The following is a 19,369-nucleotide window of genomic DNA, read 5'->3' as shown; positions in this document are numbered from 1 at the left end:
GCGCTTGTCGTCACATCTCTTTTGCCGGGACAAGCGCTGCGCCGCCGCTTCACGCACTGTCGGCCGGATACGCGCCGAGCTTTCCGGCCCAGCCGCGGACGGCCCCGGCCATGGTCCCGAGATGATCGGCGGCGGAGAAGCCGGATATCCGCTTGCGCGGCTTCAGGTCGTGATCGCCGTCTTCCAGCCAGAGCAGATCGATGGCTGGCGAAAGCGCGTAGGTCGAGACCTCCTCGCGGGTGCCGAATTCGTCGCGCGTGCCCTGCACGATCAGGGCCGGCGTCTTCAGATCGGCGAGATGCGCGGTTCGCAATTGCCCGGGCTTGCCGGGCGGATGGAAGGGATAGCCGAGGCAGAGCAGGCCCTGGATCCGTCCGGCATCCAACAGGGAATCGGCCACCATGCTGGCGACGCGCCCACCCATCGACTTGCCGCCGATGACGAGCGTGCCCCTGGCGCCGAGCGCCTCGATCGCGGCGAGATATTCCGGATTGAGCTTCTCGGCCTTTGGCGGCGGTGTGCGTGCGGTTCCGGTTCGCCTTGCCGCCATGTAGCCGAACTCGAAGCGTGCGACGCGAAAGCCGGCCCCGGCCAGCGCCTTGGCCGCCGCCGTCATCGATGCCGAGTCCATCGGCGCGCCGGCTCCGTGCGCCAGCAGGATCGTGATTGCGGCCTGCTCGGGGCCATCGAACAGGAACATCGGCTTCAGGTCCCGCAGAACGTCGCCAGCACGCGCTCATGCAAGGCCGGTGGCCGCGCATAATCCTCACGGCCGGGCTGGATGTCGAACGGCCGGGCGAGGACCTCCAGCAGCGTCTCGAACGGCGCAAGATCGTTGCGCTCGACGGCGGCCTCGATCACCGCCTCGACCTGATGGTTGCGCGGGATATAGAGCGGGTTGGCGCTGAGCATCGCAGCTTGCCGCGCCTCCGCCGGCGCCGCCTCTCGCAGCAGGCGCTGGCGCCATCGCTCTTCCCAGGCGTCGAAGGCGGAAGGATTGGCGAAGAGGCTGCGACAGGCATCGGCATCTCCCGCCGGGCCGGCGGCCTCGCTCAGCCGGCGGAAGACCAGCGTGAAATCGGCTTCGCCCTGCTGCATCGCCTCAAGCAGCGTCCTGATGAGATCGACATCCTCCGCTTCCTCGGACGCAAGGCCGAGCTTCCGGCGGAGCCCGGCGATCAGATGGGTCTGGAATTGCGGATCGAACCGGTCGATCGCCTCCTGCGCGATCGCCACGGCCTTGTCCTGGTCCTGCGCCAGCAACGGCAGCAGCGTCTCGGCGAAGCGGGTCAGGTTCCAGCGGGCGATCGGCGGCTGATTGGCATAGGCATAGCGGCCGCGCTCGTCGATCGAGCTGAACACGGTCGTCGGGTGATAGGTGTCCATGAAGGCGCAGGGGCCGTAATCGATGGTTTCGCCGGCGATCGACATGTTGTCCGTGTTCATCACGCCGTGAATGAAGCCGATCGTCATCCATTGCGCGATGAGCGCGGCCTGCGCGGCGATCACTGCTTCCAGCAGGGCGAGGTAGCGCCCGTCGCCCGTGCAGGCTGGATAGTGCCGGATGATGACATGGTCGGCGAGCAGGCGCAGGCCCTCGTGATCGCCCCGCGCGGCGAAGAACTGGAAGGTGCCGATCCGGATATGGCTGGAGGCGACGCGGGTCAGCACGGCACCGGGCAGCAGCGTCTCGCGCCGGACGGAATCGCCCGTCAGGACGACGGCCAGCGCCCGCGTCGTCGGCACGCCGAGCGTCGCCATCGCCTCGCTGACGATATACTCGCGCAGCACCGGGCCCAGCGCGGCACGGCCATCGCCCCGGCGCGAGAACGGGGTCGGGCCCGCGCCCTTGAGCTGGATATCCTGGCGCCTGCCGTTCCGGTCGACGATCTCGCCCAGCAGGATGGCGCGCCCGTCGCCGAGCTGCGGGCTGAAGCCGCCGAACTGGTGCCCGGCATAAGCCGTGGCGATCGAAGCGGCGCCCACGGGGACGTCATTGCCGGCCAGCATCGCCACGCCGTCCGGGCTCTTCAGCCAACCCGCGTCGAGCCCGAGCTGCGCCGCCAGCGGCTCGTTCAGCCGCAGCAGCCGCGGCGCGGGAACCGGCGTCGGGGCGACCGTGGCGTAGAAGCGCTCAGGCAGGCGCGCATAGGAATTGTCGAAGGGGATCGCGACCATCGACCATAGATATACCCGGCAGGCCACGGCGCAACATCGAGGAGATTGAGGCGGACGTGGTGAACTGGCGGTGCGCTCGCCCCTGGAAGTCCGCGACGGCAAGCGTACGATTCTTTTCCTTCCGGCGGACTTTTGAACCGGGTCTGCGCCGGCGTGGATGCTCCTCAGCCCCGTGGCGGGTCGGGTGCTGCGGCAATCAGGACGCGCAGCTGACGCAGCTTAAGCCGTTGGGCTCTCGGCAGAAATCGCAAAGGCGGGAAAAGGAGTGGCGGAGACGGAGGGATTCGAACCCTCGATACCCTTGTGGGGTATGCTCATTTAGCAAACGAGTGCCTTCAGCCTCTCGGCCACGTCTCCGGCGAGAGGCTCTATGCCCGATTGCCGAGGCGTTTGACAAGCCTCGTCGGCAACTTCCTTCTCACTGTCTGTGCATGCGTGTGGTCTGCACGAGCGATCCCTCCCGTGTGAAGGGAGGGCGCAACCGGTTTCCCTCGTGCTAGGGCGGCATCTTCCGCAAAGGAGCTGTGCGCCGGCTTGCCTTGCCCCTCTGCCCGGCAGCCACTAGATTGGGCCCGTCCGTTGGGGTGCCGAGAGGCTGAGAGGCGCGGGTTTGCGCCAACCCATCGTACCTGATCCGGGTAATGCCGGCGAAGGGAACGGTCTTCGGCTCGCAGATATTCCGCTCGTGCCCCAGGCCGCTGCCTTTCCGGGAGCAGGGAAGAGCATGACGGCGCAACGCCTTCAGTCAGGCTTGAATGTCGCGGTGGTCGGCGCCGGCGTGGTCGGTTTGGCCTGCGCCACCGAATTGCTGGCGCGCGGCGCCAGCGTGACCGTCCATGAGCGCGGCCCCCACATCGGCGCCGCCGCCTGTTCCTGGTATGCCGGCGGCATGCTGGCGCCCTGGTGCGAGGGCGAGAGTGCCGAGGAGCCTGTGATCCGGCTTGGCCAGCAGGCGGCCGCCTGGTGGGAGCGCCATGCCGGCGGCGTCGCCCGCAACGGCACGCTCGTCGTCGCACCCAGCCGGGATCGTTCGGAATTGCGCCGCTTCGGCCAGCGCACCAGCCATTTCGAGGAGATCGACGGCGAGGCCATCGCCGGTCTGGAGCCCGACCTCGCCGGACGATTCTCGCGTGGGCTGTTCTTTGGCGGGGAGGGACATCTCGACCCCCGCCGCGCGGTCGCTGCGCTCGCCGAGCGGCTCATCGCCAACGGCGCCGTCATTCAGTTCAACAGTGCCGCCGAGCCCAGCGATCTCGATGCCGATATCGTGCTCGATTGCCGGGGACTGGCGGCGCGCGATGTCCTACCGGATCTGCGCGGCGTCAAGGGCGAGATGCTGCTGCTGCGCAGCGACGATATCAGCCTGTCGCGGCCGGTCCGGCTGCTGCATCCGCGCATCCCGCTCTATATCGTGCCGCGCGCGGATGGGCTGTTCATGGTCGGCGCGACGATGATCGAGAGTGGCGAGCGCCGCCGCATTTCCGCCCGCGCCATGCTGGAACTGCTCGGCGCGGCCTATGCGCTGCATCCGGCCTTCGCCGAGGCAGAAATCGTCGAGATCGGCACCGATGCCCGCCCGGCTTTCCCCGACAATCTGCCGCGGCTGACGCGTCGCGGCCGGGTGATCCATGTCAACGGGCTCTATCGCCACGGCTTTCTGCTCAGCCCCGCCATGGCGCGGATGGCGGCCGATGCCGTGCTGAACCCGCAAGCTAGACCGGAGATGCTGCATGACCTTGCTGCTTAACGGCGCGCCGCAGGAGATCGTGGCCAGGACGCTGGCCGAGGCGCTGGCCGAACTGGGCTATGGCGGCCGCATCGTCGCCACCGCGGTGAACGGTGATTTCGTGCCGGCCCGCAAGCGCGCCGAGACAGCCCTGAACGAGGGCGACCGCATCGAGATCGTCGCACCGATGCAGGGAGGTTGAGATGGCATCCTTCTACGGCTTCGAGCCCGAGAACCCGCTTTTCCTCGGCACGGCGCAATATCCGTCGCCGGCGATCCTCGCCGAGGCGGTGAAGCGCTCCGGTACCGAGGTCGTCACCGTCTCGCTGCGCCGGGAATCGTCAGGCGGTGCCGGTCAGGCTTTCTGGGCGCTGATCCGCGAGCTCGGCGTCAAGGTCCTGCCGAACACGGCCGGCTGCCACACCGTCAAGGAGGCGGTCACCACCGCGCAGATGGCGCGCGAGGTCTTCGGCACCGACTGGATCAAGCTCGAGGTGATCGGCGAGGACGATACGCTCCAGCCGGATGTGATCGCGCTGGTCGAAGCCGCGCGCATCCTCGCTGACGACGGCTTCAAGGTCTTTCCCTACACCACCGAGGATCTCGTTGTCGGCGGGCGTTTGCTCGATGCCGGCTGCGAGGTGCTGATGCCCTGGGGCGCGCCGATCGGATCGGGCAGGGGGCTCAACAATCCCTATGGCCTGCGCAGCATGCGCCAGCATTTCCCGGATGTGCCGCTCGTCGTCGATGCGGGCATCGGCCTGCCCTCCCATGCCGCGCAGGCGATGGAGATGGGTTATGACGGCATTCTGCTCAACACCGCCGTCGCCAAGGCCGGCGATCCCGCCGCGATGGCCGAGGCCTTCGCGCTCGCCATCCGCGCCGGCCGGCAGGCTTTCGCCGCGCAGCCGATCGAGGCGCGTGACATGGCCGCTCCCTCCACGCCCGTCATGGGCAAAGCCTTCCTCGCCTGAAGGGCATGTCTCGCATGAAGCTCGACCCGTTCTATCCCATCTTCGACAGTGCCGATTGGCTGGAGCGGATGCTGCCGCTTGGCGTCAAGCTGGTGCAGTTGCGCGTCAAGGATCGTCCCGAGACCGAGGTCGCCCGCGAGATCGCCCGGGCGAAGACGCTCTGTGCTGCGGCCGGCTGCGTGCTCGTCGTCAACGACTACTGGAAGCTCGCCATCGCCGAGGGCTGCGACTTCATCCATCTCGGCCAGGAGGATCTCGACGACGCCGATCTCGATGCGATCCGCAAGGCCGGCCTGAAGCTCGGCATCAGCAGCCATGACGAACCCGAGCTGGAGCGCGCGCTGGCGGCGAAGCCGGACTATGTCGCGCTCGGCCCGGTCTATCCGACGATCCTGAAACAGATGCGCTTCGGTCCGCAGGGCCTGGAGCGGCTGGGCGAATGGAAGCGCCGCATCGGCGACCTGCCGCTGGTCGGCATCGGCGGCATCTCGCTGGAGCGGGCGCCGGGCGTGTTCGAGGCCGGCGCCGACATCGTCGCGGCGGTGACCGATATCACCTTGAACGCCGATCCCGAGGGACGGCTGAAGGCCTGGATCGCGGCGACGCGGAAGCACGGGGCCACAGCCTGAACGCTGTCATCCCGGGCGCAGCGAAGCGGAGACCCGGGATCCATTCCGGAGCGCTTCCGAAATGGGTTCCGGCATGGATCCCGGATCGGCGCGGCTTCGCCGCTTGTCCGGGATGACCACGCAGTATTGTGATGGTGGAGAGTGCTCTCAGCTCTCCGCCTCGGCCGACATCGTGTGGCCGTCGACATGGCCGAGGCTGCGCTCGGGGTCGAGGCGGTCGCGCACGCGCTGCTTCAGCACCTTGGAATCCGGGAAGCCGCCATCGGCCTTGCGGTCCCAGATCAGCTCGCCGTCGTATTGGATCTGGAAGATGCCGCCGGTGCGCGGGATCAGCGCGACCTCGCCGAGGTCCTGCCCGAAGGTCGAGAGCAGTTCCTGCCCGAGCCAAGCCGAGCGCAGCATCCAGTTGCATAGCGAGCAATAGGTGATGGCGATGCGGGGGGCGGGCTTGGTCTGGGGCATGATCGGTTACCGAAGCGGGAGGTCGTCTCCGACATCCCGCTTCGCGTGTCCCGATGCAAGCCTGAAAGCTGCATGGCCGATCGGCAATCGGCTATGGCTTAAGTTTTTGTTTCGACTAAATAAAATCAAGATCGCTCAGACTTCGTCGATGTAGCGTCGGCGCAGGTGCGCCTTGAATACCGAGGCGTCGAGCGGCCGGCCGGTGGCTTCGGTCAGCAGGTCGTCGGTCGAGAGCAGTGCGCCCTTGCCATGGATATTGGCGCGCAGCCAGCCGACCAGCGGGCTGAAATCGCCCTTGCCGATGCCGGGCAGTATCGAGGCCTCGGCCTTGCAGGCGGCCTCGAAGATCTGGGCCGCGGTCATGGCGCCCAGCGTATAGGTCGGGAAATAGCCCCAGCCGCCGGACGGCCAGTGGATGTCCTGCAGGCAGCCGAGCCGGTCGTTCGGCACGGTGACGCCGAGCAGGGACTTCATCCCGGCATTCCAGGCGGCCGGCAGCTCGGCGAGCGGCATCTCGTCGGCGATCAGCGCCTTTTCCAGCCGGTAGCGCAGGATGACATGGGCGGGGTAGGTGACCTCGTCGGCATCGACGCGGATGAAGCCGGGCTCGACGCGGGTATAGCGATGCCACATCGCCGTGCTGTCCCAGGCCGGGCCGGTCCCGCCGAAGCTCTCGCGCATCAACGGCGCTGCATAGGTGAGGAACTGACGCGAACGGCAGGCCTGCATCTCCATCAGCAGCGACTGGCTTTCATGCAGGCTCATGCCGCGCGCGGCGCCGACCGGCTGGTTGAGATAGCCTTGCGGCCGGCCCTGCTCGTAGAGCGCGTGGCCGGTCTCGTGCAGCACGCCCATTAGTGCCTTGGTGAAATCGGCCTCGTCATAGCGCGTGGTGATGCGGACATCGTTGTCGGCGCCGCCGCAGAACGGATGGGTCGAGATATCGAGCCGGCCGCGCTCGAAATCATAGCCGAGCGCCGCCATGAACTTGAGGCCGAGCGCCCGCTGCGTCTCCGTGGCGAAGGGGCCTTCCAGCGCCGCCAGGGCGGGCCGGCGGGCCTGCACGGCAAGCGCTTCCTGCGTGAAGCCCGGCAGGAAGGCGGCGAGATCGTCGAACAGCGCGTCGATCTTGGCCGCGCGACCGCCGGGCTCGTAATCGTTGAGCAGGGCGTCATAGGGCGAGAGGCCGAGCTTCTCGCCCTTGGCCCGGCCGATCTGGCGCTGCAGGTTCAGCACCTCGGCGAGATAGGGCAGGAGCCCGGCGAAATCGGCATCGGCCCGCGCCTGCCGCCAGCGCATCTCGCAGGCCGAGACCGCCTTGCTCGACGCTTCCACCAATTCGGAAGGCAGGGCGGTATCGACAGTCCAGACGCGCCGGATCTCGCGCAGGTTCGCCTTCTCCCAGGCGCCGAGGCTGCTGTCGTTCTCGGCTTCGGCGAGCCAGTCGCCGATGCGGGCATCGGTCGAGAGGCCGTGGCGCATGACGTGGAGCAGGGCCATGCTCTCGGCCCGCGTCTCGGCCGCCCCCTTTGGCATCATCACGTCGTTGTCCCATTGCAGGATGCCGACGGCGTTCGACAGCGCGGCGATGCGGCCGAAATGGACGGAGAGGTCGGAATAGGCGGTCATGTCTCAGCGGCTCCGGCGATTCTGTCGAGCTTCATAACGTACGCCGTCATCCCGGGCGACCGCAGGGAGACTCGGGATCCATGCCCGAACGATTCAGGCATGGATCCCGGATCTTCGCTTCGCTCCGTCCGGGATGACCTGGAACAGCGTTGCGAATTCAGGCGAACAGCTTGGAATACTGGCGCGGCTGCGAGCGCAGATACTGGTTCGGCGCCTTGACGGTGGCGCCGAGCTGGGCGGCAGCGTGCCAGGGCCAGCGCGGGTTGTAGAGGATGCCGCGCGCCAATGCGACGAAGTCGGCCTCGCCCGTGCCGATGATCGCCTCGGCCTGCTCGGCCTCGGTGATCAGGCCAACCGCCATGGTGGTGATGCCTGTCGCCTGCTTCACGGCCCGCGCCAGCGGCACCTGATAGCTCGGGCCGAGCGGGATCTTCTGCTGGGCCGAGAGCCCGCCGCCGGACATGTCGATGAAATCGGCGCCGCGTGCCTTGGCAGCCTGGGAGAAGGCGATGCTCTGCTCGATATCCCAGCCACCCTCGACCCAGTCCGTGCCGGAGATGCGGAAGCCGACCGGATAGCCCGCCGGCACCACGGCCCGCACCGCATCGAGCACTGCGAGCGGGAAGCGCATCCGGCTCTCCAGCGAGCCGCCATATTCGTCCTCGCGCTTGTTCGAGAACGGCGAGAGGAACTGGTGCATCAGGTAGCCATGCGCGCCATGGAGCTCGATCGCGGCGAAGCCGAGCCGCACGGCCCGGCGGGCCGAATCCGCGAAAGCCTCGATCAATCGGCCGATATCGTCGCGGGTGAGAGCGCGCGGCGGCCGTGGGTAGTTTTCGAAGCCGAGCTCGGAGGGGCCCTCGACCGTCCAGCCGCCCTGATCTAGGCCTAGCTGGCCGCCGCCTTTCCAGGGCTGGGCGACAGAGGCCTTGCGGCCGGCATGGGCGAGCTGGATCGCGATCGGCATGTCCGACCAGCGGCGGGCCGAATCGAGCGCCTTGCCGAGCGCGGCCTCCGTCTCGTCGGACCAGAGCCCGAGATCGAACGGGCTGATCCGGCCATCGGGCTCGACGGCCGTCGCCTCGATGATCAGGAGACCGGCGCCCGAAAGCGCGAGATGCCCGAGATGGATGGTATGCCAGTCGCTGGCGCAACCATCCTGCGCCGAATACTGGCACATCGGGGCGATGACGATGCGGTTGGCAAGCGTGAGGCCGCCAAGCTGATAGGGGCTGAAGAGCTGGCTCATGGGGGACAAGTCTCGGAAGGGGCAGGTTTCCCGTGCAGTCTAGAAGCCGCCCCGTGGCCAAGGCCAGTGGCCCTCGCGCAAACGCGATGCCCGATGCGTGCAGATGCACCTCGCGATGCCGGCGACCCCGGTGCTAGCCTCGGGGGTGACAGCCCGCGCTTCCCGGAGACCGCCATGCCTGACGCTTCCGATTCGGTTCAGCTCACCCGTGACGGCGGCGTCGCCATCCTGACGCTCAACCGGCCGGCGGTGCTGAACGCCATCGACGCGCCGATGGCCGAGCTCTTCCTCACGCAGGTCAGGGCAATCACGGCCAGCAGCGACGTGCGCGCTATCTTGCTGCAAGGCAATGGCCGGGCCTTCTGCGCCGGCGGCGACGTCTCGCAATTCCTCGCCAGCGACGACATCGCGGCCGGCATCGAGGCGATCATGGCGCCGCTCCACGAGGCGCTGTGCCTGATCGATGCGCTGCCGCAGCCCTCGGTCGCCTGCCTGCAGGGCGCGATCGCGGGCGGCGGATTCAGCCTCGCGCTCGCTTGCGATCTCGCGGTTGCCGCCGACGATGCCCGCTTCACCATGGCCTATGCCCGGATCGGCGCAACGCCCGATCTCGGTGGCACCTACCGGCTCGCCCGGCTCGTCGGCCAGCGCAAGGCGCGCGAGATCGCGTTGCTGGCGGAAACTTTCGGGGCCGAGGAGGCGCTGAAGATCGGCCTCGTCAACCGTGTCGTACCCGCCCCCCAGGCCCGCGACGAGGCCCTGGCAATGGCCCGCAAGCTCGCGGCGGGCCCGACCGGCGCGTATGGCCGCATCCGCAGCTTGCTGGCGGAGGCTCCCGATGCCGATCTCGCTGACCATCTCGATGCCGAGCGCGACGCCTTCCGCGAGACGACGGCGACCGCCGATTTCCGCGAGGGCGTGACGGCCTTTCTGGAGAAGCGCTCCGCGGCCTTCACCGGCCGGTGAGGGGCGCAGCCGCAGCGCCTCTTCACCATCGCGTGCGTTGCACAATCCGCTCCTGAAAATGCCGTAATCGGACATATGATAAGCAGGCTTACGATTGGGAGGCCTGCGAATGAAGCGACCCTTGCGGCGGGAACTGGTTTTCCAGCTGGTTGAAACCTCGCGGCTGCTTCGGACCTATGTCGAGCAGCGCGCCCGCCAGCACGGCACGACGCGGGCGCAATGGGGCGTGATGTCCCGGCTGCGGCGTCAGGAGGGGCTGAACCAGGCCTCGCTCGCCGAGCAGATGGACCTTCAGCCGATTTCGCTCGCCCGCCTGCTCGATCGCTTGCAGAGCCAGAACCTGATCGAGCGGCGCGAGGACCCGGCTGACCGGCGTGCCTATCGTCTCTTTCTCACGCCGGAGGGCCGGGCGCTGGTCGACGGCCTCGATGCTGTCCGCACCGAGATCGCCGACGAGATTCTCGGCGAGGCCGAGGAGGCCGCGATCCAGTCCGCCCTCGGCACGCTCTCCACGATCCGTGAGCAGATCCGCACCCGATCCGAAGACAAGGCACCGGCCTCTGCCGGCAACGCAGCCTGAGCGAGTGGAAAGACGATGAAGCGTTCAGGATTGATCATCGGCGTCGTTGCCATCGGCCTTGCAGCCGGCGGAGCCTGGTACTGGCATTCGCGCGCGCCTGAGGCCACGCATGCGGCCCGTGGCGGGCGGGGCGAGGGCGCTCCGGTCGCCGTGGTGTCCGCTGCGGCGATCCAGGCCGATTTCCCGGTGCGCAAGCATGCGATCGGCTTCGTCGAGACGCCGGCGAGCGTGCTCGTGCGCTCCCGCATCGACAGCCAGATCATGGCCCTGCACGTCACCGACGGGCAGTTCGTCAAGGCCGGTGACCTGCTCTTCACCCTCGACGATCGCGACATCAAGGCCCAGATCGCCAAGGACGAGGCGATGCTGGCGCGCGATGAGGCGACCCATACCCGCAACCTCGCCGATCTCGACCGCTACAGACAGCTCTTCGCCCGCAATGCCGGCACGCAGGCGCAGGTCGATCAGGCAACCGCCGACGAGCGCAGCTCCGCCGCCTCGATCCAGGCCGATCATGCGACGCTCGACGCCGACCGGCTCAAGCTGAGCTACACCCGCATCACCGCGCCGATCGACGGGCGCATCGGCACCGTGCAGGTCACGCCCGGCAATCTCGTCAACGCCAGCGCCAACAGCAGCGGCACCGGCCTCCTGACCATCACCCAGATGAAGCCCTTGCGCGTCTCCTTCGCCATGCCGGAGGGCGAATTGCCGACCCTGCAGGGCGCGCTTGCCGCCGCGAAGCCTGTTCCGGTGACCGCGCGCGTACCCAATGCCGTCCGTACGGCGGCCGAGGGCAAGCTCAATTTCGTCGATTCCACCGTCGACATCACCTCCGGCACGATCACCGCCAAGGCCGCCTTCGCCAATGACGATCTCAGCCTCTGGCCGGGGCAATATGTCGATGTCGAGATCATCCCGGAGACGCTGGCGGGCGTGACGGTGATCCCGACCGTCGCGGTCCAGACCGGCCAGAAGGGGCCCTATGTCTTCGTCGTGAAGCCGGATTCCACGGTCGATCTCCGGCAGATCAAGGTCGCGCTCAGCGATGGCGAGCGCACCGCCGTCACTGAGGGTATCGCGCCGGGCGAGCGTGTCGTCACCGACGGCCAGATGCGCCTGAAGCAGGGCACCAGGGTGCGCGAGCGCGCGGCTACCGGCGAGAAGCCGGCGCAGGCGACGCCGGTTGCGGAGGGCGCACGCTCATGAACGTCTCCTCCTTCTGCATCCGCCACCCCGTCGCAACCATTCTGATGTCGGTCTCGCTGGTGCTGGCGGGGCTCTTCGCCTGGCGTTTCCTGCCGGTCGCGGCGCTGCCGCGCGCCGAGTTCCCGGTCGTCAACGTCTCCGCGCAATTGCCCGGCGCCTCGCCCGACACCATGGCGACCTCGGTCGCGACGCCGCTGATCAAGCAGTTCGCCACCATCGCCGGCATCGATTCGATCTCGACCACGAACTCGCAGGGCTCGACCTCGATCGCGATCCAGTTCGTGCTGAACCGCGATATCGATGCGGCCGCCGCCGACGTTCAGGCGGCGATCGCCCGCACGCAGCGGCAATTGCCGATCGAGATGACGACCCAGCCGAGTTACCGCAAGGTGAACCCGGCGGATGCGCCGATCATCCTCATGGCGCTGAAGAGCGACGTCGTGCCGCTCTCGCAGCTCGACGCCTTCGCCCAGCAGGTGATCTCGCCGGCGCTCTCGACCGTGGACGGCGTCGCGCAGGTGCTGATCTGGGGCAGCCAGAAATACGCCGTGCGCATCCAGATCGATCCGACCGCGCTCGCCGCGCGCGGCATCGGCCTCGACGAATTGCAGCAGGCGATCACCGCGACCAATGCCAACACGCCGGTCGGCACCATCCAGAACTCGGCCCAGCAGCTGACCATCCAGGCGAAGACGCAGCTCGCCGATGCCGCCCAGTTCGCCAATGTCATCATCACCACGCGCTCGGGCAAGCCGGTCCGGCTCGGCGACGTCGCCAAGGTGATCGACTCCGTCGAGAACACGCAGACCCGCAGCACCTATGACGGCACGCCCGCGATCGTGCTCGCCGTCCAGCGCCAGCCCGACGCCAACACCGTCGAGGTGGTCGATCGCGTCAAGGCGATGATCCCGGCCTTCGAGGACCAGTTGCCGGCGGCCGCCTCGCTCTCGCTGCTCAACGACCGTTCGACCTCGATCCGCCAGGCGGTCGAGGACGTGCAGTTCACGCTGCTGCTGACCATCGCGCTGGTGGTGATGGTGATCTTCGTCTTCCTGCGTCGAGTCGCCGCGACCTTCATCCCGGCCGTCGCGGTGCCGATCTCGATCATCGCCACGCTGGCGGTGATGTACCTGCTCAATTTCTCGATCGACAACATCTCGCTGCTGGGGCTCACGCTATCGGTCGGCCTCGTCGTCGACGATGCCATCGTCATGCTCGAGAACATCGTCCGGCACATGGAGGAGGACGGCCTCTCGGCCTACGATGCCGCCCTCAAGGGCGCGGGCGAGATCGGCTTCACCATCATCTCGATCTCGCTCTCGCTGGTGGCGGTCTTCATCCCCGTGCTGCTGATGGGCGGCGTCATCGGCCGCATCTTCAACGAGTTCGCGGTGGTGGTGACGGTTTCGATCCTGGCTTCCGCCTTCGTCTCGCTGACGCTGACGCCGATGCTCTGCTCGCGCCTGCTTTCGGGCTATTCCGAGCACCACAAGGAGAACGCGCTCGGCCGCTGGCTGGAAAAGGGCTTCGACAAGCTGCTCGCGGGCTATGACGCAGGCCTGAAACTCTGCCTGCGTTTCCAGCCATTGATGCTGCTCGCCTTCTTCCTGACCATGGCGGGCACGGTCTGGCTGCTCCAGACCACGCCGAAGGGCTTCTTCCCGCAGGAGGATATCGGCCAGCTCCAGGTCTCGACCGAGGCGCGGCAGGACATCTCCTTCGACGCGATGCAGAAGCTCCAGGCCGAAGTGGCTCAGGTCTTCCGCAAGTCCCCCTATGTCGCCCATGTCGCCTCGACCGTCGGCGGCAATGGCGGCGGTGGCAGCGCGCTCAATGCCGGCCGTCTTTTCGTCGAGCTGAAGCCGCTCGACGAGCGGCCCCATATCCAGGCCGTGCTGGCCTCGCTCCGGCGCGATCTCGCACAGGTGGCGGGCATCAGCACCTACATGACCCCCGTCCAGAACCTGCGCATCGGCGCCCGCTCCTCGAAGAGCCAGTATCAGCTCGTCGTGCAGGGGCTCGATCAGCAGCAGATGAACGGCTGGGCCGTGCGCCTTGCCGACGCGATGAGCCGCGACCGCTCGACCTTCGTCGACGTCACCACCGACCTGCAGGACAACGCCCTGCAGGCGACCGTCGTCGTCGATCGCGACAAGGCCAATGCGCTCGGCATCGGCTCCGACATCCTGCGCTCGACGCTCTATTCCGGCTTCGGCGTCCGGCAGGTCTCGACGATCTACACCGCCGGCGACAGCTACAATGTCGTCGTCGAGTTCAATCCGAACGAGCACTGGACGCCGGAGCGCCTCAACGCGATCCGCATTCGCACCAAATCGGGTACGCTGGTGCCGCTTGGCGCCATCGCCCGGATCGAGCGCACGGCCGGCCAGCTCACCGTCAATCAGCTCGGCCAGCTCCCGGCGGTGACGATCTCCTACAACCTGCCGGCCGGCGTCGCTCTCGGTGACAGCGTCAACCGCATCGAGGCGATCAAGGACGAACTCGGCCTGCCCAGGTCGATCTCGACCACGCTCGCCGGCACGGCCAAGACCTTCCAGGATTCGCTCGCCAATCAGGGCCTGCTGATCGCCGGCGCGATCCTGACGATCTATATCGTGCTCGGCATCCTCTACGAGAGTTTCATCCACCCGCTGACGATCCTGACCGGCCTGCCATCGGCGGCGGTCGGCGCGCTCGGCGCACTCAGGCTCTTCGATCTCGAGCTCTCGGTCATCGCCATCATCGGGCTCCTGATGCTGATCGGCATCGTCAAGAAGAACGCGATCATGATGATCGACGTGGCGCTGGTGCTCAGGCGCGAGGGCAAGAGCGCGCAGGAGGCGATCCACCAGGCCTGCGTGATGCGTTTCCGGCCGATCCTGATGACGACGCTGGCGGCGCTGATGGGCACCTTGCCGATCGCGCTTGGCGCGGGCGCGAGCGCGGAACTCCGCCAGCCGCTCGGCATCGCCGTGGTCGGCGGGCTGATGATCTCTCAGGTACTGACGCTGTTCATCACGCCCGTCCTGTTCCTCTACATGGACAGGCTCTCGGAGGGGCTGGTGAAGCTCGGGGGCACCATCCGCGGCACGAAGCAGGCGCCGCCGGTCACGCATCCGGCGGAGTGAGCGGCTCGGAGTCTCGTATCAGGGCAAGCGCGCCAGCAGCGGTGTCATCACGACCGCATGCTCCTCTGCCAGCCGCAGGTCCCGCTCGACCCGTTCGAAATCGGGATGGCCCGGCTCCATCGTCTCGCCCTGGACGTCGCTGTGTTCCGGCGAGGCCAGCTCGATCGCTACGGCGCTGATCACCGGCTGGTAGAAGGATTTCGGATAGCCATGCGTCAGCAGCACGCCGCGCAGCTTGCGCGTGCCCGATGAGGTTGCCCGCTTCTCCGGCACGTTGACCATCGCCGCCCGGACCTCGCCCTCGTCGATCGAGAGCAGGGTCATCAGCACCCGGTCGAGATGCATGTGGATCTCGCCCGCATAATGGGTGATCTGCTCGACGCCGCCATCCGAAACGTAGCGCAGCCGCTCGTCGAAGGAGAGCGCGCCGAGCGCATCGTTCCAGCGGATATCGAGAACCGAGCGTGTGATCTTCTTCCCGGTGAGGAAGGAGCGCCGGTAACAGAAGTAGCGGCCTTCGATATAGGCGAACTCGCCCTTGCCGTAGCCGCCATAGCGGGATGACGGGTGGGAGGCGGTGGCAGCGCCTTCCTCGACGACCTCGGCCACGAAGCGGAAGCCCTTGCGCGGCACCGTCCGGATGAGGCGCTGCTCCTCGCCGCTGTCGCCGACGGCTTTGCGGGCGGCGTTGACACGGCTGGTCAGCGAGGATTCGGAGACGATGCGCCCGCCCCATACGGCGTCGAGCAGGTCTTCCTTGCTCACCATCCGGTCGCGATGGCGGACCAGGTGCAGCAGCAGGTCGAACACCTGCGGCTCGATCGCGACCGGAACTCCGGCCCGGCTGAGCTCGCGCCGGCCGGCATCGAGCGCGAACGCGCCAAAGACAAATCGCATCCGCCCCCCTGCGTCGCGAAGCCCCGATTCTCCTCACGGAAAAATCAAGGAAATCTCAAGCAGAATCCAAGCTCGCCTTCAAGCATTCCGCTCCGTCATCAGGCATTCCCCTCGCATCGGACGGCAAGCACGCCGCCGCTCAGTTTCAAGGGGGAAATCACCATGTTCGCCAAGACCTTCGCCGCTGCCGCCACCGCCGCCATCGTTGCCGGCATCTTCGCCACGCCTGCGGAAGCGGTGCGGCTGCGCACCCAGCCCAACGGCATCGCCATCAACGGTCTCCAGCTCAACGGCTCGCGGGTCAACGGCCTCGCCCTCAACGGCTTTATGAAGAACGGGCTCGGCCTCAACGGCCGTTCCTGGCAGGGCACCTCGGTCCGCGGCGCGGCCGAGGCCGAGACGCTCTCGCTGATCGCGGTCGAGCTGGCCGACTGAGCCTTTCCGCCGAGAGCGGGCTTCTGCCTCCCTCCCGCCGTCGGAAGGGGGGCAAAGGCCGTTTGCATCGCGGTCGGCATCGGCCAGGATCATCCGGAAACCCGTCGGGGCCTCCATGCGCTTTCTCATCCTCGCTCTCGTGTTGTTCGCCGGCCCGGTTCTCGCACAGGGGCGCCAGGTCACGGCGATCGAAGCGCGCGACGGCGCCTTCCGGGTGACGCTGGCCGATGGCGGCGTCCGTGAGCGCGAGGCCTTGACGGGCATGGTGCTGGTCTATGCCGGGGGTGAGCGGCGCATTCGCGTGCGTGTCGCCGGCATCCGGCCTGACCCGACCGATCCGGCCGGGCGCAGGCTGCTGCACGATTTCCGCGACGACGCGACGGGCGAGCCGTTCTGCCAGGCGGCCCCCGACGGCACGCGCGAGGGCTTCCCCATCGCCGGCCGCGCCGATGCCGCCGGTATGCTGTTCGCGGCGGAGCCCGGCGCGTTCGAGATCGTCTGCACCGCCGGCGCGCAAGGCAAATGCGTGCGCTTCGGCTACGCGCCCTGGCTCGTCCAGCCTGACGGGCGGCCGATGACGGAACTCTACAATGCCTGCATCCGCATGGTCCGGGCCGATTATTGCGGCATGGGCGAGGCGACGACGCGCGACGGCATGAATATCGACCTCTACGACATCCACGAGACCCAGACGCCGGAACTCGCTCCCGAGCAGAGTTTCGAGGCGGCCTGGGGGCCGGGTGGGGCGGTCTGCGTCGCCCATGTCCGGGTCAAGGAGAACACCTCGCTGGAGCGGCTGGCCAAGACCTGCCCGCGCCTGGTCGGCAAGCTCGGTCCGGCCTGCACGGAAGCGGCTGCGCGCGCCGCTGGGGCGCGCCTGTTCAACCGCTCGGCGCCTTAAGGGCTATCGGATCTTCCTGCGCCCTGTCGGCGAGCGCAGGCTGAGCACGACCTCTCTCAGGCGGCATCCAGCCCGTAGAGCGAGTGCAGCGTGCGCACCGCGAGCTCGGTATAGGCCGAGTCGATCAGCACCGAGAACTTGATCTCGGAGGTCGTGATCGCGCGGATGTTGATGCCCTTCTCGGCCAGCGCCCGGAAGGCGCGCGCCGCGACGCCCGCATGCGAGCGCATGCCGACGCCGATCGCCGAGATCTTCACCACGTCGGTCGCGCCCTGGATCTCCTGATAGGAGATCGTGTCGTGCTTGCTCTCGAGCAGCGTCCTGGCGCGCTCGTAATCGGCGGTCGGCACGGTGAAGGTGATGTCGGTCGTCGCCTGATCGTCCGAGACGACCTGGATGATCATGTCGACATTGATATTGGCATCGGCGAGCGGGCCGAAGATCGCCGCGGCGACGCCGGGCTTGTCGGCCACGCGGCGGAGGGTGATCTGGGCTTCGTCCCGGGAGAAGGCGATGCCGGTGACGATCTGCTGTTCCACGATGTCGTCCTCGTCGCAGATGAGGGTGCCAGGATTGGGGTTTTCGGGGTCGTCGAAGGAGGAGCGCACATAGGTCGGCACGCGCTGGGTCATGGCGATCTCGACCGAGCGCACCTGCAGCACCTTGGAGCCGAGCGAGGCCATTTCGAGCATTTCCTCGAAGGAGACCTTGTCCATGCGCCGGGCCTTGGGCACCACGCGCGGGTCGGTGGTGTAGACGCCGTCGACATCGGTGTAGATGTCGCAACGATCGGCCTTGAGGCCGGCGGCGAGCGCGACCGCGCTGGTATCGGAACCGCCGCGGCCGAGCGTGACGATGCGATGCGTGCGCGGGTTCATGCCCTGGAAACCGGAGCAGACCGCGATCTCGCGATTGCGGTCGAAGCCGGCGACGATGCCGGCACCGTCGACGCTCTCGATCCGGGCCGAGCCATGCGCGTCCGAGCCGTAGAGCGGGATCTGCCAACCCTGCCAGGAGCGCGCCGGCAGGCCCATCTCCTGCAGCACGATCGCCATCAGGCCGGAGGTGACCTGCTCGCCCGAGGCGACGACGGTGTCGTACTCGGCCTGGTCGAACATCGGCGCGGCTTCCTTGCACCACGCGACGAGTTCGTTGGTCTTGCCCGACATGGCAGACACCACGACCGCGACTTCGTGCCCGGCGTCGAACTCGCGTTTGACGTGGCGCGCCGCGTTCTTGATGCGCTCGACAGTGGCGACTGAGGTGCCGCCGAATTTCATCACCAGACGGGCCATGACGGTCTTTTCGATAGCTGCCCCGGCTTGGGGCCGGGTCGAAACGTCGCCCTCGCTCTTGCGGCGGGGCGGGTGTAGATGACGGGCGACAGGCGCGGTGTCAATGCGGCATCGCATAAGCGAAGGACCGGTTCATGGCGGCTGCGACCCAGCGCACAGGCTCGACGATCGACCCGGCCGAGGTCGCCCGCTTCGATGCGATCGCCCGCGACTGGTGGGATCCGAAGGGGCCCATGGCCGTCCTGCACAAGTTCAATCCGGTCCGGTTGGCCTATGTCCGCGACGAGGCCTGCGCCCGTTTCGGCCGCGATCCGAAGACGATGCGGGCGCTCGATGGCCTGAGCCTGGTCGATATCGGCTGCGGCGGCGGCGTGCTGTCCGAGCCGCTCGCGCGGCTGGGCGCCGAGGTCACGGGTCTCGATCCGGCTCCGACCAACATCGCCGTCGCGCGCGCCCATGCCGAGAAGAGCGGGCTTTCGATCGATTATCGCGAGGAGACGATCGAGGCGGTCGTCGAAGCCGGCAAGCGCTTCGACATCGTGCTCGCCATGGAGGTCGTCGAGCATGTCGCCGATGTCGAGGCCTTCGTCGCGGCCTGCTGCGCGGCGGTGAAGCCGGACGGCCTGCTGGTGATGGCGACGCTCAACCGCACGCTGAAATCCTATGCGCTTGCGATCGTCGGCGCCGAATATGTCCTGCGCTGGCTGCCGAAGGGCACGCATGACTGGGAGAAGTTCGTGACGCCGGCCGAGCTTGGCGGCGCCATCGAGAGCAACGGCTTCGCGATCGGCACGCAGACCGGCGTCGTCTTCAACCCGCTGACCGGCCGCTGGAGCGCCTCGCGCGACATGGATGTGAACTACATGCTCGCTGCCAGCCGCAACGGTCAGGTCTAGGTTTCGAGGACAGTTGAGCGCCCTGATTTCGCGACACTCGATTGTCATTCCGGGGCGCGCCAACGGCGCGAACCCGGAACCCACGACCGGGTGAGACATCGGGTGTTCGGTTGCGAATGGCGCGCCCGGTCGTGGGTTCCGGGTTCTTCGCTCTGCGAAGCCCCGGAATGACAATCGTTGTGCTGGTCAGTAACGATCGAGCAATCGTCCAATCT

At 67.6% G+C, this 19,369-nt stretch carries 17 protein-coding genes, 1 tRNA gene, 1 pseudogene and 1 riboswitch; of the genes and pseudogenes, 11 read left to right on the top strand and 8 right to left on the bottom strand.

Annotation, left to right across the window (positions count from 1 at the left end; translation table 11 throughout):
• Positions 1 to 49: 49 nt before the first annotated feature.
• The 3 genes from WFK61_RS18735 to WFK61_RS18725 all read right to left on the bottom strand — a co-directional run bounded on the left by WFK61_RS18735 (position 50) and on the right by WFK61_RS18725 (position 2,535).
• A complete protein-coding gene (locus tag WFK61_RS18735) occupies positions 50 to 709 on the bottom strand; it encodes an alpha/beta hydrolase family protein (RefSeq protein WP_336813700.1) in 660 nt (219 codons plus the stop codon).
• Positions 706 to 2,178, bottom strand: coding sequence for a protein adenylyltransferase SelO (locus WFK61_RS18730; RefSeq protein ID WP_336813599.1), 1,473 nt, complete (start codon positions 2,176 to 2,178; stop codon positions 706 to 708). Before WFK61_RS18730 ends, WFK61_RS18735 begins: the two co-directional genes overlap by 4 nt.
• A gap of 266 nt (positions 2,179 to 2,444) precedes the next feature.
• Positions 2,445 to 2,535 (bottom strand) — tRNA-Ser (locus WFK61_RS18725).
• Positions 2,536 to 2,748: 213 nt separating this feature from the next.
• A riboswitch (TPP riboswitch) is annotated at positions 2,749 to 2,851 on the top strand.
• Positions 2,852 to 2,929: 78 nt separating this feature from the next.
• Between WFK61_RS18725 and thiO the strand changes: the two genes are divergently transcribed.
• The 4 genes from thiO to WFK61_RS18705 are packed head-to-tail and all read left to right on the top strand — an operon-like array spanning position 2,930 to position 5,507.
• On the top strand, positions 2,930 to 3,925 hold the full coding sequence (gene thiO / locus WFK61_RS18720; protein ID WP_336813699.1) for a glycine oxidase ThiO: 996 nt from the start codon (positions 2,930 to 2,932) through the stop codon (positions 3,923 to 3,925).
• Positions 3,909 to 4,106: a sulfur carrier protein ThiS gene (thiS, locus tag WFK61_RS18715; protein WP_336813598.1), complete on the top strand. Its 198-nt coding sequence runs from the start codon at positions 3,909 to 3,911 to the stop codon at positions 4,104 to 4,106. The genes thiO and thiS overlap by 17 nt, the downstream gene beginning before the upstream one ends.
• Before the next feature lies 1 nt (position 4,107).
• On the top strand, positions 4,108 to 4,878 hold the full coding sequence (locus WFK61_RS18710; RefSeq protein ID WP_336813597.1) for a thiazole synthase: 771 nt from the start codon (positions 4,108 to 4,110) through the stop codon (positions 4,876 to 4,878).
• 14 nt (positions 4,879 to 4,892) lie between these two features.
• Positions 4,893 to 5,507 carry a thiamine phosphate synthase gene (locus WFK61_RS18705; protein WP_336813596.1) on the top strand — a complete coding sequence of 205 codons (615 nt, stop codon included), beginning with the start codon at positions 4,893 to 4,895 and terminating at the stop codon, positions 5,505 to 5,507.
• A gap of 147 nt (positions 5,508 to 5,654) precedes the next feature.
• On the opposite strand, the gene WFK61_RS18700 is transcribed toward WFK61_RS18705, so the two are convergent.
• The 3 genes from WFK61_RS18700 to WFK61_RS18690 form a co-directional block, all read right to left on the bottom strand.
• Positions 5,655 to 5,969, bottom strand: a complete 315-nt coding sequence (locus tag WFK61_RS18700; protein WP_336813595.1) for an Rdx family protein — start codon at positions 5,967 to 5,969, stop codon at positions 5,655 to 5,657.
• A gap of 135 nt (positions 5,970 to 6,104) precedes the next feature.
• Complete coding sequence (locus WFK61_RS18695) at positions 6,105 to 7,598, bottom strand: carboxypeptidase M32 (RefSeq protein WP_336813594.1); 1,494 nt, start codon at positions 7,596 to 7,598, stop codon at positions 6,105 to 6,107.
• A gap of 157 nt (positions 7,599 to 7,755) precedes the next feature.
• Complete coding sequence (locus tag WFK61_RS18690; protein ID WP_336813593.1) at positions 7,756 to 8,847, bottom strand: NADH:flavin oxidoreductase/NADH oxidase; 1,092 nt, start codon at positions 8,845 to 8,847, stop codon at positions 7,756 to 7,758.
• A gap of 174 nt (positions 8,848 to 9,021) precedes the next feature.
• Between WFK61_RS18690 and WFK61_RS18685 the strand changes: the two genes are divergently transcribed.
• From WFK61_RS18685 to WFK61_RS18670, 4 genes are all read left to right on the top strand, one after another.
• Positions 9,022 to 9,813 (top strand): enoyl-CoA hydratase/isomerase family protein, encoded by a 792-nt coding sequence (locus WFK61_RS18685; protein WP_336813592.1) that lies wholly within the window; start codon positions 9,022 to 9,024, stop codon positions 9,811 to 9,813.
• A gap of 109 nt (positions 9,814 to 9,922) precedes the next feature.
• Complete coding sequence (locus WFK61_RS18680) at positions 9,923 to 10,393, top strand: MarR family winged helix-turn-helix transcriptional regulator (protein ID WP_336813591.1); 471 nt, start codon at positions 9,923 to 9,925, stop codon at positions 10,391 to 10,393.
• 15 nt (positions 10,394 to 10,408) lie between these two features.
• On the top strand, positions 10,409 to 11,602 hold the full coding sequence (locus tag WFK61_RS18675; protein ID WP_336813590.1) for an efflux RND transporter periplasmic adaptor subunit: 1,194 nt from the start codon (positions 10,409 to 10,411) through the stop codon (positions 11,600 to 11,602).
• Positions 11,599 to 14,730 (top strand): efflux RND transporter permease subunit, encoded by a 3,132-nt coding sequence (locus tag WFK61_RS18670; RefSeq protein ID WP_336813589.1) that lies wholly within the window; start codon positions 11,599 to 11,601, stop codon positions 14,728 to 14,730. The genes WFK61_RS18675 and WFK61_RS18670 overlap by 4 nt, the downstream gene beginning before the upstream one ends.
• A gap of 591 nt (positions 14,731 to 15,321) precedes the next feature.
• Here the strand turns inward: WFK61_RS18670 and WFK61_RS18665 are convergent.
• A pseudogene (locus WFK61_RS18665) lies at positions 15,322 to 15,627 on the bottom strand (winged helix-turn-helix domain-containing protein); the annotation flags it as partial.
• A gap of 162 nt (positions 15,628 to 15,789) precedes the next feature.
• Between WFK61_RS18665 and WFK61_RS18660 the strand changes: the two are divergent.
• On the top strand, positions 15,790 to 16,062 hold the full coding sequence (locus WFK61_RS18660) for a hypothetical protein (protein ID WP_336813588.1): 273 nt from the start codon (positions 15,790 to 15,792) through the stop codon (positions 16,060 to 16,062).
• Between the two features lie 115 nt (positions 16,063 to 16,177).
• Positions 16,178 to 16,963: an ADYC domain-containing protein gene (locus tag WFK61_RS18655; RefSeq protein ID WP_336813587.1), complete on the top strand. Its 786-nt coding sequence runs from the start codon at positions 16,178 to 16,180 to the stop codon at positions 16,961 to 16,963.
• Positions 16,964 to 17,019: 56 nt separating this feature from the next.
• Here the strand turns inward: WFK61_RS18655 and WFK61_RS18650 are convergent, their stop codons facing one another.
• Positions 17,020 to 18,258 (bottom strand): aspartate kinase, encoded by a 1,239-nt coding sequence (locus tag WFK61_RS18650; RefSeq protein ID WP_336813586.1) that lies wholly within the window; start codon positions 18,256 to 18,258, stop codon positions 17,020 to 17,022.
• Between the two features lie 134 nt (positions 18,259 to 18,392).
• On the opposite strand from WFK61_RS18650, the gene ubiG reads away from it, so the two are divergent.
• On the top strand, positions 18,393 to 19,154 hold the full coding sequence (ubiG, locus tag WFK61_RS18645) for a bifunctional 2-polyprenyl-6-hydroxyphenol methylase/3-demethylubiquinol 3-O-methyltransferase UbiG (protein WP_336813585.1): 762 nt from the start codon (positions 18,393 to 18,395) through the stop codon (positions 19,152 to 19,154).
• Positions 19,155 to 19,369 lie beyond the last annotated feature (215 nt).

It is taken from the genome of Allobosea sp. MMO-172, assembly GCF_037147855.1.
Lineage (GTDB): Bacteria > Pseudomonadota > Alphaproteobacteria > Rhizobiales > Beijerinckiaceae > Allobosea.
Note: the sequence above shows the minus strand (reverse complement) of the source record. Positions and strands in the feature narration are given on the sequence as shown.